Source organism: Nonomuraea sp. NPDC049637, assembly GCF_040675235.1.
Taxonomy (GTDB): domain Bacteria; phylum Actinomycetota; class Actinomycetes; order Streptosporangiales; family Streptosporangiaceae; genus Nonomuraea.
This window is the reverse complement of record NZ_JBFAOM010000028.1, coordinates 78,052-96,661: the sequence shown is the minus strand read 5'-3', so window position 1 is coordinate 96,661 and position 18,610 is coordinate 78,052. Positions and strand designations below refer to the sequence as shown.

The window sequence follows — 18,610 nt, the reverse complement described above, 5'->3', positions numbered from 1 at the left end:
CACAGACGAAGAGATCCCTGTCAGTGGTCTTCGTCTGTGCCTTTGTCGTACCCGGACCGCTGGCAAGGGATCACACCCCCCTGAAAGGCGGCTGGGCATGAGCGACGCCCCCGTGCAGAACACCTCGGTCACGCTGATCCGCAACGCCGGAGACGCGGCCGACGCCATCAACACCCTGACGAGGCTGGCCGGCCGGGCCAACTGGATCTGGTTCCTCGCCCTGGCGGGCCTGTTCCTGGACGCCTACTCCAACGCGGCCCTGGGCGCCGGCCTGTCCCCCATGGTCAAGCAGCTGGGCCTGTCGCCGGGCCAGGTGGGCGTGCTCACCGCCATGGCGCCGGCCATCGCCATCGTCTCCAACCCGTTCGGCGGCTGGCTGGCCGCCCGGATCGGCCGGGTCAAGCCGCTGCTGCTGACCAAGGTGGTGTTCGCGCTCGGCGCGCTGCTGACCGCGGCCGGCTCCGACTTCCAGACCGTCTTCGCCGGCCGCGGCCTGGTCGGCATCGCGTACGGCATCGACTTCGCGGTGGCCATGGCGCTGCTGGCCGAGTACACGCCGTCCGCGCTCAAGGGCAGGCTCAACTTCTGGCAAGGCGTCTGGTACACCGCCACCACCACGAACCTGCTGCTCACGCTGGTGTTCTACCGTTTCGACGTGGGCGCGGACATCTGGCGCTGGTCGGTGGGCTCCTCGGCCGTCTTCGCCGTCGTGCTGCTGGTCCTGCAACTCACGTTCCTGGTGGAGAGCCCGACGTGGCTGGCCGCCAAGGGACGGCTGCGCGAGTCCGCCGCGGCCCTGCGCCGCATGTACGGCTTCGCCGTCCAGGAGGACGCCGGGCGGGACGGCGTCGCGGCCGAGCAGGGCCGGCAGGTGGGGTTCGGTGACGCGGGCGTGCTGTTCCGCCGGCCGTACCTGCCGCGCACGGTGTTGTCCACGGTCATCTCGCTCACCCAGGCCATGCAGTACTTCGCGGTCGGCTGGTACCTGCCGGTGATCAGCCTGGAGCTGTTCGGCAAGGAGTTCGAGAAGGCCACGATCGGGTCGATGGCGTTCAACGCGGTCGGCATCGTCGGCGGCTGCCTGGCGGCCTACACCGGCCGCCGCCTCGGCCTGCGGGTCAGCTCGATGGCCGGGTACGCGGTGGTGTTCGTGGCGCTGCTGGTGATGGGCGCGACGTTCAAGGAACTGCCGGTCGCGCTGGCCGCGCTGCTGCCCGTGCTGTTCATCTTCTTCCACTCCGCCGGGCCCGGCCCGAACGGCAAGTCGATCGCCGCGCTGTCCTACCGCAGCGACATCCGCACCCTGGGCACCGGCGTGACCGGCATGCTAGGCAGCCTCGGCTCGGTCGCCGGCCTGTACCTGTTCCCGCAGTTGCAGGCGGGCATCGGGGTCGGCGCCAGCCTCATGGTGCTCTCGGTGGTGCCGCTGGCCGGCCTGGTCACCTGCCTGCTGATCAAGTGGGACCCCACCCGCGTGGCGGTCAACCTGGAGGAGGAGGAGATCGCGCTGCGGAACAGGGACGAGCGCCGATGACCGGCCGTACCCGGCGCGGGATCCTCAGCGTCGACGAGGGCACCACGGGCACGCGCGCCGCGGTCGTCCTGGACGACGGCTCGGCGGCCCCGCCCGCCTACCGGCCCATCTCGGTCCACTCCCCCGACCACCTGCGGGTCGAGCAGGACGCCATGGAGATCTGGGCGAAGACCGCCGAGGTCTGCGCGCAGGCCCTGGAGTGGGCGCGGGCGCACGACGTCGAGGTCACCGGCGTGTCGATCGCCACCCAGCGCGCCACCGTGCTGCTGTGGGACACCGTCACCGGCGAGCCGCTCACCCCCGCCGTGGTCTGGCAGGACCGCCGCTACGCCGCCCGGCTGCGCGAATGGGAGCCCGGCTGGGACGCCCGCCTGGTCGAGCACACCGGCCGGCCGGTCGGCTCGCGCGCCCCGCTGCTGTGGGCCGCCGACGTGCTGCACGACGACCCGGCCGTGCGCCGGGCGCACGAGGCGGGACGGGTGGCGTTCGGGTCGGTCGACACCTGGCTGGTGTGGCGGCTCACCGGCGGCGCGCGGCACGTCATGTCCGCCACCAACGCGGTCGCCGCCGGCGCCTACGACCTGCGCACCGGCGACTGGTACGAGCCGTGGCGGGACTTCCTCGGCTGCCCCCGCGACGTACTGCCGCAGATCCTGGACGAGGACGGCGACTACGGCCACACCGACCCGGACGTGCTCGGCGTGCGGCTGCCGGTGTTGTCGGTGATGGGCGACCAGCACGCCGCGATGATCGCGCTCGGCGCGCACCGGCCGGGCCAGGCGATGTGCGTGCACGGCACGGGAACGTTCCTGGACGCCGTGGCCGGCGACCGGCCGCCCGCGCATCGCCGGGCGGTGCCGGGGGTGCTGACGCTGGTCGGCTGGCGTTCGCGCGGCGCGGCGGTGTTCAGCCTGGAGGGCTACGCCGCCACGACCGGCTCGGCGGTGCGCTGGTTGTGCGAGGAGATCGGGCTGTTCGACTCGCCCGCCCAGCTGACCGCGCTGGCCCGCGAGCATCCCGGGCCGAGCCGGGTGCGTTTCCTGCCCGCGCTGGCCGGGATACGCACCCCGGTCTGGTCACCCGAGGCCAGCGGCGTCCTGACCGGGCTCAGCCTGTCCACCACCCGGGCCGAGCTGGCCCGGGGCGTCCTGGAGGGCATCGCGCACTCGGTGTGCGACCTGCTGGACGGGGTGGAGCAGGCGCTCGGCGCGCCGGTCACCGATCTGTTCTGCGGCGGCGGCCTGGCCAGCAGCGACGTGCTGATGGCGAGCCAGGCCGACCTCGTCGGACGGCCGGTCCGCCGCGCCCGCGCCAACGAGACGGCCAGCCTGCGCGGCGCCGCCTACCTCGGGGGCGTGCGCGCGGGGCTCTGGCCCGACCTGCCCGCCGCCCTCGCCGGGCTCGGCGACGTCCCCGTCTTCGAGCCCACGTTGCCCGACGCCGCCCGCGAGGAGGCCCGCGCCGCCTGGCGTGACCTGCTCACCCGGCACATCTCGTACCAACAGGAGGAATCCCCCTCGTGATCCGGCTTCCAGAACGCAAGCCCAGATCGGAGACCAGGAGCGCCATCCGGCGCACCCCGCTGCGGCTGGACCGTCAGGCGCAGATCGAGCGGCTGGCCGCGCAGCCGGTGGACGTGCTCGTCGTCGGCGGCGGCGTGACCGGCTGCTACGCCGCGCTGGACGCCGCCACCCGCGGCCTGCGCGTGGCGCTGGTGGAACGCGACGACTTCGCCTCGGGCACCTCCTCCAAGTCCTCCAAGATGGTCCACGGCGGCCTGCGCTACATCGAGCAGGGCAACCTGCCGCTGGTGCGCCGCTCGCTGCTGGAGCGCCAGCGCTTCCGCCGCAACGCCCCCCACCTGGTGCGGCGGCTGCCGTTCGTGCTGCCGATCCTCGCCGAGGACGGCGTCTTCGACGCCCGCATCGCCAAGGCCTTCGAGGGCCTGCTGTGGACCTACGACCTGGCGGGCGGCTGGCGCATCGGCCGGCTGCACCAGCGGCTCAGCGTGGCCGAGGTGCTGGCCAGGGCGCCGCGGCTGCGCGCCGACCGGCTCAAGGGCGGCCTGCTCTACTACGACAGCCGCACCGACGACGCCCGCCTGACCCTGACCATCGCCAGGACCGCCGCCCACTTCGGCGCCACCGTGCTGAACGGCGCCACCTGCCGCGAGCTGGTCAAGGAGGGCGGCCGGGTGCGCGGCGCCCGCGTCGAGGTGGACGGCCGCACGGTCGAGGTGCGCGCCGGGGTCGTCGTCAACGCCACCGGCGTGTGGACCGACACCCTGGACGCGCTGTCGAACCCGGCGCACCGGCCGCGGGTGCGTCCGGCCAAGGGCGTGCACATCGTGGTGCCGTGGACGCGGCTGCCGGTGGACGGCACCGTGACCGTCCCGGTGCCCGGCCGGGCCCGCCGCGCCACCTGCACCCGCTGGGGCGACGTGGTCGTGGTCGGCACCACCGACACCGACTACGACGGCTCGCCGGACGAGGTGCTGTGCACCCGCGAGGAGATGCAGTACCTGCTCGACGGCGCCAACACCGCCTTCGACGCCGACCTCACCCCGGACGACGTGATCGGCTCGATCGCCGGCCTGCGCCCGCTGGTCGGCGAGAAGGAGGGCGCCACGCTCGACATGAGCCGCGACCACCGGATCATCACCGACGGCTTCGGCCTGGTCACGGTCACCGGCGGCAAGCTGACCACCAGCAGGCACATGGGCGAGCTGGCCGTGGACGAGGCGCTGAAGGTGCTCGGCCGCAGGGCCCGCTGCCGCACCGCGCGGCTGCCGCTGCTCGGCGGCGCGGGCTACGACGCCGAGGCGACCACCGCGACCGGCGGGCTCGGCGCCCACCTGGGCGAGCGGTACGGCACCGAGGCCCGGTTCGTCGCCGAGCTGATCACCGAGGACCCGTCGCTGGCCGAACCGGTCGTCGAGGGCAGCGAGTACCTGCGGGCCGAGGTGGTCTACGCGGCCCGCTGCGAGCTGGCCAGGAACGTGGACGACGTGTTGTCGCGGCGCACCCGGATGCGGGTCTTCGCCCGCGACCTGTCGGTCGAGGCGGCCCCCGAGGTGGGCCGGCTGCTCCAGCGCGAGCTCGGCCTCTCCGACGACGAGGTGGCCCGGCAGGTCGAGGACTACGTGCGCGGCGTGGACCGCGAGAAGAGCGTTCTGATGGAGGGACTTTCATGATCAGCAGGCAGACCGTCACGCACCCGTTCAACCGCGGCGACTACGTCGTGGGCGCGCCCACGCCGCCGCGCTGGGCCGCCGACTGCCCGCCGGGCAAGGGCCCGGCCAGCCTGCAGGGCCAGGTCGTGCCGGTCCCCGAGAGCGTGGTGGCGCAGCTGCGCGCGCTCGGCGCCGCCGTGCACACCGACCGGGACGAAGTGGTCCTGCGCACCCGCGACTGGTGGGCGGGCACCTCCATCGGCGAGACCGACGGCCGCCCGGCCACGCCGGAGGCGGTCGTCGTCGAGGTGGACGACGAGCAGCAGGTGGCCGCCGTGGTGCGGATCTGCCACGAGCACCGCATCCCGCTGACCGTCTCGGCCGGCCGCAGCAACGTGCTGGGCGCCGCGCTGCCCGTGCACGGCGGCGTCGTGCTGGACGTGTGCCGGCTCAACCGCATCCTGTCCTTCGACGCCGAATCCATGATCGTCGAGGTGCAGGCGGGCATGTTCGGCGACCTGTTCGAGAAGGAGCTGCAGGAGACGCACGGCGCCACCACCGGCCACTGGCCGTCGGCGTTCGCCATCTCCACCGTCGGCGGCTGGGCCGCCTGCCGCGGCGCGGGCCAGCTCTCCACCCGCTACGGCAAGATCGAGGACATGGTGGTCGGGCTGGACGTGGTGCTGCCCGACGGCACCACCGCCAGCTACGGCACCTACCCGCGCGCCGCGGTGGGCCCCGACCTGCGGCAGCTGTTCATCGGCTCGGAGGGCACGCTCGGCGTCATCACCCGGCTGCGGCTGCGTACGCACCGGCTGCCCGACTACACGGTGGGCATCGCCTACGGCTTCGACACCTTCGCCGCCGGGCTCGACGCGTGCCGGGAGATCCTGCAGCGCGGCGCCACCCCGGCCGCGCTGCGCCTGTACGACGCGCACGAGAGCGGCACCCACTTCGGCGAGCCCGGCACCAACCTGCTGCTGGTCGCCGACGAGGGCGACCCGGTGCTGGTCGACGCCGTCATGAAGATCGCCGACGAGGTCTGCGCCGAACGCGCGTCGGTCAAGCTGGACGGCGAGGCCGTCTTCGCCCGCTGGCTGGACGAGCGGATGATCGTCGGCAAGGCCGCCGACGGCTTCGTCCGGGGGCCGGGCTTCGTCTCCGACACCTGCGAGATCGCCGGGCCGTGGGCCGCGCTGCCCGCCCTGTACGACGAGGTCGTGGCCGCCATCGAGGCCGTCCCCGGCACGCTGCGCGCCTCGGCCCACCAGTCGCACGCCTACACCGACGGCGCCTGCCTGTACTTCTCGCTGCGCGGCGACGTCGAGCGCGACCAGCGGCGCACCTGGTACCGGGCCGCCTGGGACGCCGCCGCCGAGGTGCTCGTCAGGCACGGCGCGGCGATCAGCCACCACCACGGCGTCGGCCTGCTGCGCTCGCCGTACATGCGGGACGCGCTGGGCAGCGGCTACCCCACGCTCGTGGCGGTCAAGCAGGCGCTGGACCCGCGGGGCATCATGAACCCCGGCAAGCTGGGGCTGCCCGCGCCCTTCGAAAACACGGCGCACTAAGGTGGATGCGGTGAACTCTCGACACAAGGCCCCGCTGGATCAGCGTCTGCTCGCCGCGCTGGCCGAGCATCCCGTCGCCGCGTCGCTGGTGGGGGTGGAGATGGTCGAGCGGTTCACCTCCTCCCCCACGCCGATCGGCATCCTGGCCTCGATCCCGCTCGGCGACCTGGCGGCCACGGTCCAGCGCACGGTGGACGCCCGGAAGATCGGGTTCGTCAACATCGACTCCACCCCCGGCCTGGGGCACGATCCCGGGGCGCTGGCGTACCTGCAGGGCATCGGCGCGGTCGGGGTCGTCTCCACGCGGCAGGCGATGATCGAGCGGGCCACCGGGCTCGGGCTGCTGACCATGCAGAAGGTGTTCGTCACCGACCGGTCGAACCTGCGGCGCAGCCTGCAGTCCATCACCCGGTCGCGGCCCGACCTGGTGCAGCTCATGCCGGCCATGGTGTTGCGGCACGTCGAGCGGCAGGTGCGGGCGGTCGGCGTGCCGTGCCTGGCCGCGGGGTTCGTGCAGAGCGCGGACGACGTGGTGGAGGCGCTGCGGCACGGGGCCGTCGGCGTGTGCACCTCCGACGAGGAGCTGTGGGGGCTGCGCCGCTCGGCCCTGCGCGCCTCCTGATCCGTCTTCATCCGGAAGGACCTTGCGATGACGCCTGCCCGCGTGCGGGAGACCGCCGCCCCTGCGGCCCCCGTCCGGCGCGCCGGGAGGCGGTGGCCGGTGGCGCCCGGGGTGTTCGTCGTCCTGTGGAGCAGCGCGTTCATCGCGGGCATCCCGGGGGTCAGGGCGGCGCCGCCGTTGTTGCTGATGTTCGGCAGGTTCGCCGTCGCCGGGGTGCTGCTGGGGGCGTACGCGCTGGTCAGGCGGGTGCCGTGGCCCCGGGGGCGGGATCTGGCGCACGTGGCCGTGGCCGGGCTGCTGATCCAGGCCGTGCAGTTCGGCGCCTTCTACAGCGCGCTCGGCGAAGGGCTGCCGGCCGCGGTCGTGTCCCTCGTGCAGGGGCTCAACCCGGTGGTCATCCTGCTGGTCGGCCGGGTGCTGGGCGAGCGGGTCGGCGCCGGGCAGTGGGCCGGGTTCGCGCTCGGCCTGGCGGGAGTGGTCCTGGCGGTGGCCGACCGGATCAGCCTGTCCGCCTCCGGGGTGGCGCTGTGCCTGCTCGGGCTGGCCGGGCTCAGCGCGGGCACCCTCTACCAGCAGCGCTACGCCCCCCGCATGGACGCGCTGAGCGGCACCGCGGTGCAGCTGCTGGTCAGCGCCCCCGCCGCCGGGCTGGCCTGCCTGGCGCTCGGCCCGGTCCGGGTGTCGGACTGGACGGCGTTCGGGCTGTCGGTCGGCTGGATGGCGCTGGTCAACTCCATCGCGGCGTTCATCCTGCTCAACCGGATGTTGCTGCGCTCCCCCGCCAGCCGGGTGAGCACGGTGTTCTTCCTGACCCCGGCCGTGACCGCCGTCCTGGCCTGGTCGCTGGCCGGGCAGCCGCTGCCCCCGCTCGCCGTGGCCGGGCTCGTCCTGGGCGGCTGCGGGGTGCTGCTGGCCAACCTCTCGACACGAAGAAGGGCGAACTGATGCGCATTCGCGGCGCGGTCCTGGAGGAGATCGGCCGGTCCCGGCCCTACGCGCGGTCGCGGCCGCTGACGGTCTGCGACCTCGAACTCGATCCGCCGGGGCCGGGCGAGCTGCTGGTGCGGGTGGAGGTGGCCGGCGTGTGCCACTCCGACCTGTCGGTGGTGGACGGCAACCGGGTGCGTCCCGTGCCCATGCTGCTCGGCCACGAGGCGGCGGGCGTGGTGGAGCGGACCGGCCCCGGCGTCGACGACCTCGCCCCCGGGCGGCGCGTCGTGATGACCTTCCTGCCCAGGTGCGGCGGCTGCGCCGGCTGCGCCACCGAGGGCGTGACGCCCTGTGTGCCGGGCAGCGCCGCCAACAACGACGGCACCCTGCTGAGCGGCGCGGTCCGCCAGCACAGGGACGGCGCCCCGGTGCTGCACCACCTCGGGGTGTCGGCCTTCGCCACGCACGTGGTGGTCGACCGGCGCTCGGTCGTCCCGGTCGATCCCGACGTGCCGGCCGAGGTCGCCGCCCTGCTCGGCTGCGCCGTGCTGACCGGCGGCGGCGCCGTGCTCAACGCCGGCCGGCCGCGCCCCGGGCAGACGGTCACGGTCGTCGGGCTGGGCGGCGTCGGCATGGCGGCGCTGCTCACCGCGCTGGCCCTCGACGACGTCCGGGTGATCGGCGTGGACGCCAACCCGGCCAAGCTCGCCACCGCCCGCGAGCTGGGCGCGCACGAGGTGTACGGCCCGGACGACCTGCCCAGCCAGGCGGACGTCGTGGTGGAGGCGGCGGGCAGCGCGCGGGCGTTCGAGACCGCGGTGACCGCGACGGCCCCCGGCGGCCGCACCGTCAGCGTGGGCCTGCCCGCGCCCGGCGCCCGCGCCTCGATCTCGCCGCTCGCCCTGGTGGCCGGCGGGCGCAGCATCATCGGCAGCTACCTGGGCTCGGCGCTGCCCGCCCGCGACATCCCGGTGTTCGCGCGGATGTGGCGCGAGGGCCGGCTGCCGGTGGAGCGGCTGGTCTCGGCCCGGATCGGCCTGGCGGCCGTCAACGAGGCGATGGACCAGCTCGCCGACGGCGCCGCCCTGCGCCAGCTGATCGTCTTCGACGGCTGACCGCCGGGGCGTGCCCCCATCCGCCGGGGCCGCGCAGCAGCTCCTTCGACCGGGCCACGGCACGGCCGCGCACGCCGACGATGCGTCCGTCCTTGACCGCGATGTCCATCGCGTCGCCGTTGGAGTGCAGGACGGACGCCGACTGGGCCCACGACTCGACGTCCTGCTCGGTCAGTCCCTCCTCCAGGCAGGCGTCCACCCGGACCGGCCAGCTCTCGGCGCTGCCGTCCTCGCGCGGCCCGTACGGCGTGCGCGAACCCCACGGATCGGCGATGCGGTCAGACATTCCGGCGGCTCCTTCCGGGGCGGGAGATCCGCACCGCATACCCGCGCCTGGCCGTCCCATGCCTGCGCACCGTGGCGCGGCCGTCGAAAACGGGATGCGGCCGGCCCGCGTCCGGGGTGAGGATGGCCGCGCACGGCCGTCGGAGCCGTCCCCCGGACGAGGAGCATGCCATGAGCGCCGCCGGAACCGCTCATCCGCAGGTCACCGTGCGTACGGGCCGGCTGCGCGGCCGGATCGAGGGCGGCGTGGCCGTCTTCCGCGGCGTGCCCTACGCACGCCCGCCGGTGGGCGCGCTGCGGCTGGCCGCCCCGGCGCCGCCCGAGGCGTGGGACGGCGTGCGCGAGGCCGCCGCGTTCGGCCCGCCGCCGCCGCAGTCCAGGCTGCTGGGCGCCCCCGGCGGCGCCGGCCCGGACGGGAACTGGCTGACGGCCAACGTGTGGACCCCCGACCTGGGCGCGGCCCGGCTGCCGGTGATGGTGTGGATCCACGGCGGCGGCTACATGTACGGCTGGTCCGGCGACCCGCTCTTCGACGGCGGCGTGCTCGCCCGGGACGGCGTCGTCGTGGTCACCGTCAACTACCGGGTCTCCGCCGAGGGCTTCGGGCACTTCCGCGGCGCGCCCGCCAACCGCGGCCTGCTGGACCAGGTGGCCGCCCTGCGCTGGGTGCGCGAGAACGCGGCGGCCTTCGGCGGCGACCCCGACCGGGTCACCGTCTTCGGCGAGTCCGCCGGAGCCGGGAGCATCGCGGCGCTGATGACGATGCCCGCCGCGGCCGGCCTGTTCCACCGGGCGATCGCGCAGAGCGTGCCGGGCCTGTTCTTCACCCCCGAGCTGGCCGCCGATCTCGCCGCCGCGGTGGCCGCCGAGCTGGGGGCGGCCCCGCACGCGGGCCAGCTGGCGCGCCTGCCGCCGGAACGGCTGATCGAGGCTGGCGACGCGGTGGCGGCCGGGATGGGCGGCAGCCCGCGCTGGGGCCTGGCCGCGCACGTCCGCACGCCGTTCGCGCCGGTCGTGGACGGCGAGGTGCTGCCCGCGACGCCCTGGCGGTCACCGGCAGGCGGGGTGGACCTGCTCGTGGGGCACAACCGCGACGAGTACCGGCTGTTCATGGCGCTCGGCGGCGAGCTCGGCCAGGTCACCGCCGAGCAGGCGGCCGCCGCGCTGCGGGCACTGGCCCCCGACCCGGCGGCCTACCGGGCCGCCCATCCGGAGGCCGGCGACGAGCGGCTGTACGAGCTGGTCCACTCCGACTGGCTGTTCCGGATGCCGTCCGTACGGCTGGCCGAGGCCCACGGCGGGCACGGCCGGGCCCACCTGTACGAGCTGACCTGGCCGGCCCCCGGCATGGGCGGGACGCTCGGCGCCTGCCACGGGCTGGGCCTGCCGCTGACGTTCGGCAACCTGACGGCGGGCGTGGCCGGGCTGCTGCTCGGCCAGGAGCCGCCACCGGAGGCCGCCGAGCTGTCGGCCCGGGTGCGGGCGGCGTGGACCGCCTTCGCCGCGACCGGCGACCCGGGCTGGCCGGCGTACGAGCCGCGCGAGCGGCTGACCTGGATCATCGACGCCGAGCCGGGCACGGCGGCGTACCCGGAGGAGGCGTCGCGCCGGTTGTGGGCCGGGCACGCCTTCGACCCGCTCCCGCCGGCGGGCTGAGCGCCGTCGCCGCGGGCGGGCGGGGGTCAGTCGCAGGTCTGGGTGCTGACGGGGGTCGTGGCCGTGGCCGCCTGGCGGGCGTCGGGCGCGACCTCGCCGGCGGTCAGCGCGTAGCCGGTCTCCACCTGGCCGGCGACGGCGGCGAAGATCACGCCCAGCACGCGGCCGTCCACGGCCAGCAGCGGGCCGCCGGAGTTGCCCTGCTGGATCTTGCCCCGGACCAGGTAGACGTCCCTGGTCACCTGCGAGGCGTGGTAGATGTCGGGGCTGCCGGCCCGCTGCCGCTCGGCGACGCGGGCGGGCTCCGGGGTGAAGCCGCCGCCGTTCGGGTAGCCGGCGACCAGCGCGTCCTGGCCCTCCCTGGCCCGGGTGTCGAAGGAGAGCGCGGGCAGCCCGAGGCCGGGGACGTACAGGACCGCGACGTCCCGGCGGGGGTTGTACCAGACGACCTGCGCCGGGTGCGGCCGCTGCTGGTGGTCGACCACCTGCAGGTCCGTGTCCACCCCGGCCACGACGTGGGCGTTGGTCATGATGTGGTCGGGCGCGTACGTGAAGCCGGTGCCGGTGATGCGCTTGCCGCAGGAGGAGGCCGTCCCCTGGACCTGCAGGATGCCCGCCCTGGCCTGCCGCAGCGCCGGGCTGCGCAGCACGGCCACGTCCGGCGGCGGCACCCGGACGGGGCTCATCCCGGCGATCGTGTCGAGCACCGGCGGGAAGTCGGACCGGTCGATGAACCGCTTGAAGGGCCGCTGCCAGTTCCGCGCCGCCTCGGGCGCCGCCCCGTCGAGCGTGGACAGCAGCGCCGAGCCGCGGATCTGCTCCACCACCAGCGTCCACGGGCCGGACACCAGCAGGCTGCCCAGGAGCCAGGCGACCAGCAGCACGAACGTGGCGTTGACCAGCCCGCCGCCCAGGGAGTCCAGGATCCGGGCCGGTTCGCCGCGCAGGTACGTGCGTAACCGCACCCCCAGCGTGGACGCGGCGAACTGGCCGGCCAGCGCGACCAGGAACACGATGACGACCGCGAGGGCCGTCTGGGCGATGTCGCCGGTCACGAGCGCGTTCGTCACGGCGGGGGCGACGGCGATGCCCAGCACGCATCCGGCGACGAACCCGATCGAGCTCGTCACCCCGACGACGAACCCCTGCCGGAAGCCCGCCACGCCGAACCCGACCACCAGAACGACCAGGACGACGTCGAGCAGATCACCGGACACAAGCAAAGACAATCATCTTTTCCCCCACAAGGGAGGATCAAGTCCGGTACGCCGGATTTCCTTGATCGGCGCGGAGCCCCCCGGACGGGCGCCCCGAGCTCAGAGGCCGGCCGTGACGTCGGGGACGTACCCTCCGGGGCGGCGCGGCGGACGCCGGTAGCCGGTGGCGGGCGGTCGCGGCGGGATCTCCAGCGGCGCCCGCTCGACCCGCCGGTAGGGGATCGTGGACAGCAGGTGCGCGATCATGTTGATCCTGGCCCGCCGTTTGTCCTCGCTCTCCACCTCGTACCAGGGCGCCTCGGGGATGTCGGTGTGCACCAGCATCTCGTCCTTGGCCCGGGAGTACTCCTCCCACCTGGTGATCGACTCCAGGTCCATCGCCGACAACTTCCACCGGCGCATCGGGTCCGCCAGCCGGTCGCGGAAGCGCCGCTCCTGCTCGGCGTCGCTCACCGAGAACCAGTACTTGCGCAGCAGGATCCCGTCCTCGACCAGCAGCCTCTCGAAGATCGGGCACTGGTGCAGGAAGCGCGTGTACTCCTCCTGCGTGCAGAACCCCATCACCCGCTCGACCCCGGCCCGGTTGTACCAGCTCCGGTCGAACAGCACGATCTCCCCCGCGGCCGGCAGGTGCTCGACGTACCGCTGGAAGTACCACTGCGACCGCTGCCGGTCGGTCGGGACGGGCAGCGCCGCGATCCTGGCGACGCGCGGGTTCAGGTACTCGGCGACCCGCTTGATCGTGCTGCCCTTGCCCGCGGCGTCGCGTCCCTCGAAGATCACCACGACGCGCCGCCCCTCGGCCCGCACCCACTCCTGCACCTCCACCAGCTCCGCCTGGAGGCGGAGAAGTTCCTTCTCGTACGGTTTGCGGCGCAGCCTGTCAGTCCCCATGCCCGCGGATTCTAGAAGCCGGAAGGCCACGGAGTTCAGGACGTCCGGCGGTGTCGCCCAGCGGTCGCGCGCGTCAGTCTGGGACCAGGATCGTTCACGGGAAAGAGATGATGACCATGGTCCCGATCCGTTCCCTCCTCGCCGTCGCCATGGCGGTGACCGTCACCGGCGTGCCGGGCTCACCCGCGCTGGCCGCGCGGCAGGCCGCCGTCCCCGTCCTGGTCGGCATCCGGGCCGCGCACCTGCCCGGCCTGGACCGGCTGGTCTTCGAGTTCCGCGGCCCGGTCCCGGCCCGGCACGACGTGCGCTACGTCTCCCGGCTGATCGCCGACGGCTCCGGACGCACGGTCGGCGCGGTCGGCGACGCCCTCCTCCAGGTCCGCTTCGACCAGGCCGACGGCCACGACCGCCGGGGCCGGGTCACCTACGGCCCCACCCGCCGGACCTACGCGCTGCCCGGCGTCGTCCAGGTCGTCAACACCGGCCACTTCGAGGCCACGCTCACCTTCGGCGTCGGCCTGGCCAGACGCGTGCCCTACCAGGTGCGCACGCTCACCCGGCCGAGCCGGGTCGTCGTCGACCTCACCACGTCCTACCGGACCGTGCCCGTACGCGACCACTTCCTCGACGCCGGCAGCCGGAGCCCGCGCACGGCGCCGGTGACCCGCCCGGTGGCCGCGCCGGCGACCGCCTACGGCGCGCTGCAACGGCTGTTCGCCGGCCCGACCGAGGCCGAGCGGGCGCGCGGCCTGCGCTTCGTCAGCTCCGGGGCCACCGGCTTCGGCAGGCTGACCGTCGCGGACGGGATCGCCAGGGTCCACCTGACCGGCCCGGTCGACGGCGGCGGATCGGCCTTCACCGTCGCCGACCAGATCAGGCCGACGCTCAAGCAGTTCCCGGCCATCCGGTGGGTCAAGATCTATGACGCGGCGGGGCGTACCGGGCATCCCGCCGGGCCGTCGGACTCGATCCCCCGTTCGCTGGAGCCCGGCTGAGGCCGGCCGGGGTGTCTCTTGGCACGTCTTCCCAGGAGAACGGCCATGTTGATCTCTTGGTTCGTTCATGATGGCGGGGTGACCACGCCTTGTCCTCCGTGAGCCGAACGCGGGGCCGCCCCGTCCGTCCTGACGACGCGGGACGAAGGTCCTCCCGTCAAGAGCCGCCCGCCCCTGCCGCCCCCCGCCGGGGCACCCGCACAGTGCTTCAAGGAGGTGCCCGTTGGAAGCGTTGATCGACCTGCTGGCCCGGCGCGTACGCCTGTACCGTCCCGACGGCAATCCCCTGCGCCGCCGTTCCGACCGGCTGGAGGCGCTCGCCGTGCTGGTGACCGGGCTCGTGGTGCTGGCGGGCGTCTGGCCCGCCGTCCTCGTGGGCCGGCTGGCCTACGAGGGCGCGCTGCACGAGGAGAGCGCGCACGCCGTGGGGCGGCACCAGGTCAGGGCGACGCTGCTGGCCGACGCGCCGGCCGCCCGCGTCGCCCTCACCGAGATGCCGGTGGGCGAGCAGCGGGCGATGGCGAGCTGGACCACGTCCTCGGGCGCGGCGCGCAGCGGGCAGGTGCCGGTCCCCGGCGTGGCCAGGGCCGGTTCGACGGTCCCGTTGTGGATCGACGCCGCCGGCCGGCCCGTGCCGCCGCCCACCCCCCGTACGGTCCTGCGGACGAGAGGCGTGGTGACCGGCCTCCTGCTCATGTCGGTGATCGCCCTGGCCGCCGCGGGCGGGTTCGCGGCGTTCCGGTGCTGGACGGATCGGCGGCGGTACCGGGAGTGGGAGGTCCAGTGGGCACGGGCCGGCGAGGACTGGGGACGGCGACGCAGCCCCTGACCACCCCGAGCTCCGTCACCGCGACGGGCTGGTCCCGGGGTCATCGGCGGGGCGGATCACCGCGACCGGGCAGCGGGCGTGGTGCAGCACCCCTCGGCTGACCGAGCCGAGCAGCAGCGAGCCGAACGCGCCCCGGCCGCGGGAGCCGACCACCAGCAGGTCGCAGGGCGCGCCGGTGAGCGCCTCGACCGGGTGCGCGCTCTGCACGTCCTCCACGACCGTCACCTCGGGATGCCGCTCCCGCCATCCGGCCGTCCTGGTCCGGACCACCTCGCGCTGGGCGGCGCGGACCTCGTCCACGTCGTAGGCGATCTCCGGGGCGAAGGCGTGCACCGGAACCTGCCAGGCGTGGATCAATCGCAGCCGGGCGCCGCGCAGCCTCGCCTGCTCGAAGGCGTAGCCGATGGCCGGCTCGCAGACGTCGGAGTCGTCGATCCCGACGCCGATCTCGCCGACCCGCTCCGGCGGGTCCGCGCGCACCACCACCACGGCGCACCGCACCTGACCGGCCACCTGCATGGTCACCGACCCCAGCAGCGCGCCGGCGAACCCGCCCAGCCCCCGTTTGCCGATGACCAGCTCGTCCGCCCGCCGCGCCTGATCCTGCAGGACGGCCGCGGGCGTCCCCTCCACGATCTCGGCGTGCACCGGCACGGACGGCTGCCGCGCCCGGACGGCCGCCTCGGCCCGCTCCAGCACCCTGGACGCCGCCAGCAGCAGGTTGTTCCACTGCCCGAAGTCGGGAAACCTGCCGACGCTGTACGGCTGGCGGTCCAGGGCGTGCACGATGTGCAACTCCGCCCCCGTACGCGCCGCGTCGTCGGCGGCCCAGCCCAACGCGGCGTCCGACGGCGCGGACCCGTCCACGCCGACCATGATGCGTCCCGGCATGCTGCCTCCCGGCCGTGGATCTTCCTCGGCCCCGGCCTGCCCAAAGTCAGGAGCGGGCGAAGAAAGCCCAAGTTCGCGGGCCGGAAGCCGTGCGGAGCCGTCCCGGATCGCCTTCGCCGCCAGATTTCTCCAAGTTTTGGGGCTGGCGATCCTGTCCGCTCACCTCCCGGACGGCTGAATGAGTAAGGGAGGTAAGAGCGATGTCTGAGCTGGTCGTGGTGGGTGTCGACGGATCGCCGTCCGGGTTCGACGCCGTGGCGTGGGCTGCCGACGACGCCTTGCGGGCGGGGGCCGCGCTGCGGATCGTGTCCGTGGTGGAGACCTGGCCGTACCAGGTGCCGCAGATCGCCGCCGTCGAGTGGGAGAGCTCGATGACCGAACGCGCGCGGGGGATCCTGGCCGAGGCGCAGCAGATCGCCGGCGAACGCCGGCCCACGGTCGAGGTGAGCACCCGGGTCATGGCCGGGAAGGCGTCGGTCGTCCTGCGGGAGCAGGCGGCCGAGGCCGCCGAGCTGGTGGTGGGGCGCAAGGGGGCGGGCGGCTTCGCCGGCGCCGTGCTCGGCTCGGTCAGCATGAGCGTGGCCGGTCAGGCGCCCGGCCCGGTGGTCGTCGTCCGGGACGGGGACGCCGCCTCCCACGACGAGGTCGTCGTCGGCGTGGACGGCTCCCCCGCCTGCGAGCCGGCCCTCGACTACGCCTTCCGGCAGGCCGAGCTGCGCGGCGTCGGTCTGCGTGCGGTGCACGCCTGGCCGCTGCCGTTCGCGCTGGCGCCCGACTTCTCCTGCGACATCGAGGCTCTTCGGGAGAGCCACCTGCGCGTCACCAGGGAGCAGCTCACCCCGTGGCAGGACCGCCATCCCGGCGTCAGGGTGATCGCCGACGTCCAGTGCGGCCACCCCGTCAAGACGCTCGTCGCCGCGGGCGACCGGGCCGGCCTGCTGGTGCTCGGCTCGCAGGGCAGGAGCGGGCTGGGCTCGTTCGTGCTCGGCTCGGTCATGCGCGGCGTCCTGCACCACGCGCGCTGCACCGTCGCGGTGGTGCGCGAGCGCCCCTGAACCGGTGACTCCCGGCGCGTCACGCGGTGCGCGGCGTCACCAGGCCCGACTCGTAGGCCAGGACCACGAGCTGGGCGCGGTCGCGCACGCGCAGCTTGGCCATCGCCCGGTTGACGTGGGTCTTGGCGGTCATCGAGCTGATCGCCATGTGGGCGGCGATCTCGTCGTTGGACAGCCCGCGCGCGACCAGGGCGACGGCCTCGCGCTCGCGGTTGGTCAGCTCCCGCAGCTCCTCGCCGGCGGTGGCGGCGGGCGGCCGGGTGACGTACCGGTCGATCAGCATGCGGGTGATCGACGGCGCGAGCAGCGCGTCACCGCGGGCCGCGACGCGCACGGCGTGCAGGAAGTCCTCCGGCACGACGTCCTTGACGAGGAACCCGGCCGCGCCGGCGCGCAGCGCGTTGAAGACGTACTCGTCCAGGCCGTAGTTGGTCAGGATGACGACGCGCACGCCGGCCAGCGCCGGGTCGGCGGCGATGCGGCGGGTCGCCTCGATGCCGTCCACGACCGGCATCTGGATGTCGATGAGCGCGACGTCCGGCAGGTGCTCCCTGGCCAGGGCCAGGCCCTGCGCCCCGTCGGCGGCCTCGGCGACCACCTCGATGTCGTCCTCCAGGTCGAGCAGCGCGCGGAACCCGCCGCGCAGCAGCGGCTGGTCGTCCACCAGCAGGACCCGGATCACGGCGTGCGGTCCATCGGCAGCTCGGCCTGGACGGTGAAGCCGCCCGCGCCGCGCGGCGCCGCCCGCAGGCTGCCGCCGAGCGCGGTGACGCGTTCCCGCATCCCGATCAGGCCCACGCCGGGCACGGGGGCGGCGTCCGGCGTGGCCGTGCCGTCGTCGTCCACGCGGATCGCCAGCGCGTCGGGACGGTAGTCGATGCGGACCTGCGCGGTCGCGGCGGCGGCGTGCCGGGCGATGTTGGTCAGGGACTCCTGGACGATCCGGTACGCGGTCCGGTCCACCGCGGCCGGGACGTCCCGTCGTTGTCCCTCGATCGTCAGCGTCGCGTCGAGGCCGGTGGTCCGGGCCCGTTCCAGCAGCTCGGGGACCCGGTCGAGGCCGTGCGGCGCAGTCGTGTCGTCGCGCAGCGCCTCCAGGGTCGCGCGCAGCTCCCTGGTCGCCTCGCGTCCGGCCTCCTGGATCACCAGCAGCGCCTGCGGCACCTGCTCCCCCTTCCTGCGGGCCACGTGCACGGCCACCTCGGCCTGCACCTTGATGACCGAGATCTGGTGGGTGAGCGAATCGTGCAGGTCCCGCGCGATGCGCAGCCGCTCCTCGTCGGCACGCCGCCGCGCGGTCTCCTCCCGGGTGCGCTCGGCCTCCTCCGCCCGTCCCTCCGCCTGCCGCAACGCCTCACCGGCGGCGCCGGCCGCGACCAGCCAGGCCAGCTCCAGCGCGCCCCTGGCCTGCGCGAACGCCTCGCCCGTGTCGTGCAGACCGGAGGCCATCGCGGCCAGGGGCAGCAGGGCCAGCACGATCACACTCGCGGCCACGGTGACCAGCCGTCGCCCGGCCCGCATCGCCGCGTACACCGCGAACAGGTACGCCACCGCCGGCACGTCGAACCCGGCCGCCTGGTACCCCACCGCGCACAACCCCGTCACGGCCAGGACGGGCACCGGCGCCCGGCGGCGCGCGACCAGCGCCAGTCCGCCCGCCGCCAGCAGCGCGTAGCCGAGCGGCGCGAGACGGGTGGCGGACGGCTGGCCGGACAACCCGGTGACCACCAGCGCCGCCGCCACGCCGGCCGCGATCAGCCAGTCGATCACCCCGGCCCCGACGCCGAGCCGCCTTGTGCTCATACGCGCACCATAGCCGCATGTCCGGCCGTACGACTCCGGCC

General features: G+C 74.6%; 17 protein-coding genes. 11 read left to right on the top strand and 6 right to left on the bottom strand.

Annotated elements, in window-relative coordinates; translation table 11 throughout:
• Window positions 1-97: 97 nt before the first annotated feature.
• The 7 genes from AB0J71_RS32295 to AB0J71_RS32265 are packed head-to-tail and all read left to right on the top strand — an operon-like array spanning window position 98 to window position 8,944.
• The gene (locus tag AB0J71_RS32295) at window positions 98-1,534 is read left to right on the top strand and encodes an MFS transporter (RefSeq protein ID WP_352327091.1); all 1,437 of its coding nucleotides are present in this window, start codon (window positions 98-100) and stop codon (window positions 1,532-1,534) included.
• Entirely contained in the window at window positions 1,531-3,057 is a 1,527-nt protein-coding gene (locus tag AB0J71_RS32290) for an FGGY family carbohydrate kinase (protein WP_364417561.1), read from the top strand. Before AB0J71_RS32295 ends, AB0J71_RS32290 begins: the two co-directional genes overlap by 4 nt.
• Complete coding sequence (locus AB0J71_RS32285; RefSeq protein ID WP_364417559.1) at window positions 3,054-4,727, top strand: glycerol-3-phosphate dehydrogenase/oxidase; 1,674 nt, start codon at window positions 3,054-3,056, stop codon at window positions 4,725-4,727. The genes AB0J71_RS32290 and AB0J71_RS32285 overlap by 4 nt, the downstream gene beginning before the upstream one ends.
• A complete protein-coding gene (locus AB0J71_RS32280; RefSeq protein WP_364417557.1) occupies window positions 4,724-6,277 on the top strand; it encodes an FAD-binding oxidoreductase in 1,554 nt (517 codons plus the stop codon). The genes AB0J71_RS32285 and AB0J71_RS32280 overlap by 4 nt, the downstream gene beginning before the upstream one ends.
• A gap of 10 nt (window positions 6,278-6,287) precedes the next feature.
• Window positions 6,288-6,899, top strand: coding sequence for a glycerol-3-phosphate responsive antiterminator (locus AB0J71_RS32275; RefSeq protein ID WP_352329889.1), 612 nt, complete (start codon window positions 6,288-6,290; stop codon window positions 6,897-6,899).
• Between the two features lie 27 nt (window positions 6,900-6,926).
• The gene (locus AB0J71_RS32270; RefSeq protein WP_352329891.1) at window positions 6,927-7,844 is read left to right on the top strand and encodes a DMT family transporter; all 918 of its coding nucleotides are present in this window, start codon (window positions 6,927-6,929) and stop codon (window positions 7,842-7,844) included.
• Window positions 7,844-8,944 (top strand): alcohol dehydrogenase catalytic domain-containing protein, encoded by a 1,101-nt coding sequence (locus AB0J71_RS32265; protein ID WP_364417555.1) that lies wholly within the window; start codon window positions 7,844-7,846, stop codon window positions 8,942-8,944. Before AB0J71_RS32270 ends, AB0J71_RS32265 begins: the two co-directional genes overlap by 1 nt.
• Here AB0J71_RS32265 and AB0J71_RS32260 read toward each other — a convergent pair.
• Window positions 8,877-9,230: a hypothetical protein gene (locus AB0J71_RS32260; RefSeq protein WP_352329894.1), complete on the bottom strand. Its 354-nt coding sequence runs from the start codon at window positions 9,228-9,230 to the stop codon at window positions 8,877-8,879. The genes AB0J71_RS32265 and AB0J71_RS32260 overlap by 68 nt on opposite strands.
• A 170-nt stretch (window positions 9,231-9,400) precedes the next feature.
• Between AB0J71_RS32260 and AB0J71_RS32255 the strand changes: the two genes are divergently transcribed.
• Complete coding sequence (locus AB0J71_RS32255; protein ID WP_364417553.1) at window positions 9,401-10,885, top strand: carboxylesterase family protein; 1,485 nt, start codon at window positions 9,401-9,403, stop codon at window positions 10,883-10,885.
• 26 nt (window positions 10,886-10,911) lie between these two features.
• On the opposite strand, the gene AB0J71_RS32250 is transcribed toward AB0J71_RS32255, so the two are convergent.
• Window positions 10,912-12,102 carry a MarP family serine protease gene (locus AB0J71_RS32250; RefSeq protein WP_352327755.1) on the bottom strand — a complete coding sequence of 397 codons (1,191 nt, stop codon included), beginning with the start codon at window positions 12,100-12,102 and terminating at the stop codon, window positions 10,912-10,914.
• 99 nt (window positions 12,103-12,201) lie between these two features.
• Window positions 12,202-12,996, bottom strand: a complete 795-nt coding sequence (gene ppk2 / locus AB0J71_RS32245; RefSeq protein WP_352327756.1) for a polyphosphate kinase 2 — start codon at window positions 12,994-12,996, stop codon at window positions 12,202-12,204.
• A gap of 116 nt (window positions 12,997-13,112) precedes the next feature.
• Here ppk2 and AB0J71_RS32240 point away from each other — a divergent pair, with 116 nt between their 5' ends.
• Both AB0J71_RS32240 and AB0J71_RS32235 read left to right on the top strand, forming a co-directional pair.
• On the top strand, window positions 13,113-13,991 hold the full coding sequence (locus tag AB0J71_RS32240; protein WP_364417551.1) for a GerMN domain-containing protein: 879 nt from the start codon (window positions 13,113-13,115) through the stop codon (window positions 13,989-13,991).
• 223 nt (window positions 13,992-14,214) lie between these two features.
• On the top strand, window positions 14,215-14,820 hold the full coding sequence (locus AB0J71_RS32235) for a hypothetical protein (protein WP_364417548.1): 606 nt from the start codon (window positions 14,215-14,217) through the stop codon (window positions 14,818-14,820).
• Between the two features lie 15 nt (window positions 14,821-14,835).
• Here the strand turns inward: AB0J71_RS32235 and AB0J71_RS32230 are convergent, their stop codons facing one another.
• A complete protein-coding gene (locus tag AB0J71_RS32230; RefSeq protein WP_364417546.1) occupies window positions 14,836-15,711 on the bottom strand; it encodes a universal stress protein in 876 nt (291 codons plus the stop codon).
• Between the two features lie 200 nt (window positions 15,712-15,911).
• On the opposite strand from AB0J71_RS32230, the gene AB0J71_RS32225 reads away from it, so the two are divergent.
• A complete protein-coding gene (locus tag AB0J71_RS32225; protein ID WP_352327760.1) occupies window positions 15,912-16,766 on the top strand; it encodes a universal stress protein in 855 nt (284 codons plus the stop codon).
• 19 nt (window positions 16,767-16,785) lie between these two features.
• Here AB0J71_RS32225 and AB0J71_RS32220 read toward each other — a convergent pair whose 3' ends face one another.
• Window positions 16,786-17,448, bottom strand: a complete 663-nt coding sequence (locus AB0J71_RS32220; RefSeq protein WP_352327761.1) for a response regulator transcription factor — start codon at window positions 17,446-17,448, stop codon at window positions 16,786-16,788.
• Entirely contained in the window at window positions 17,445-18,569 is a 1,125-nt protein-coding gene (locus AB0J71_RS32215; protein WP_352327762.1) for a histidine kinase, read from the bottom strand. Before AB0J71_RS32215 ends, AB0J71_RS32220 begins: the two co-directional genes overlap by 4 nt.
• Window positions 18,570-18,610 lie beyond the last annotated feature (41 nt).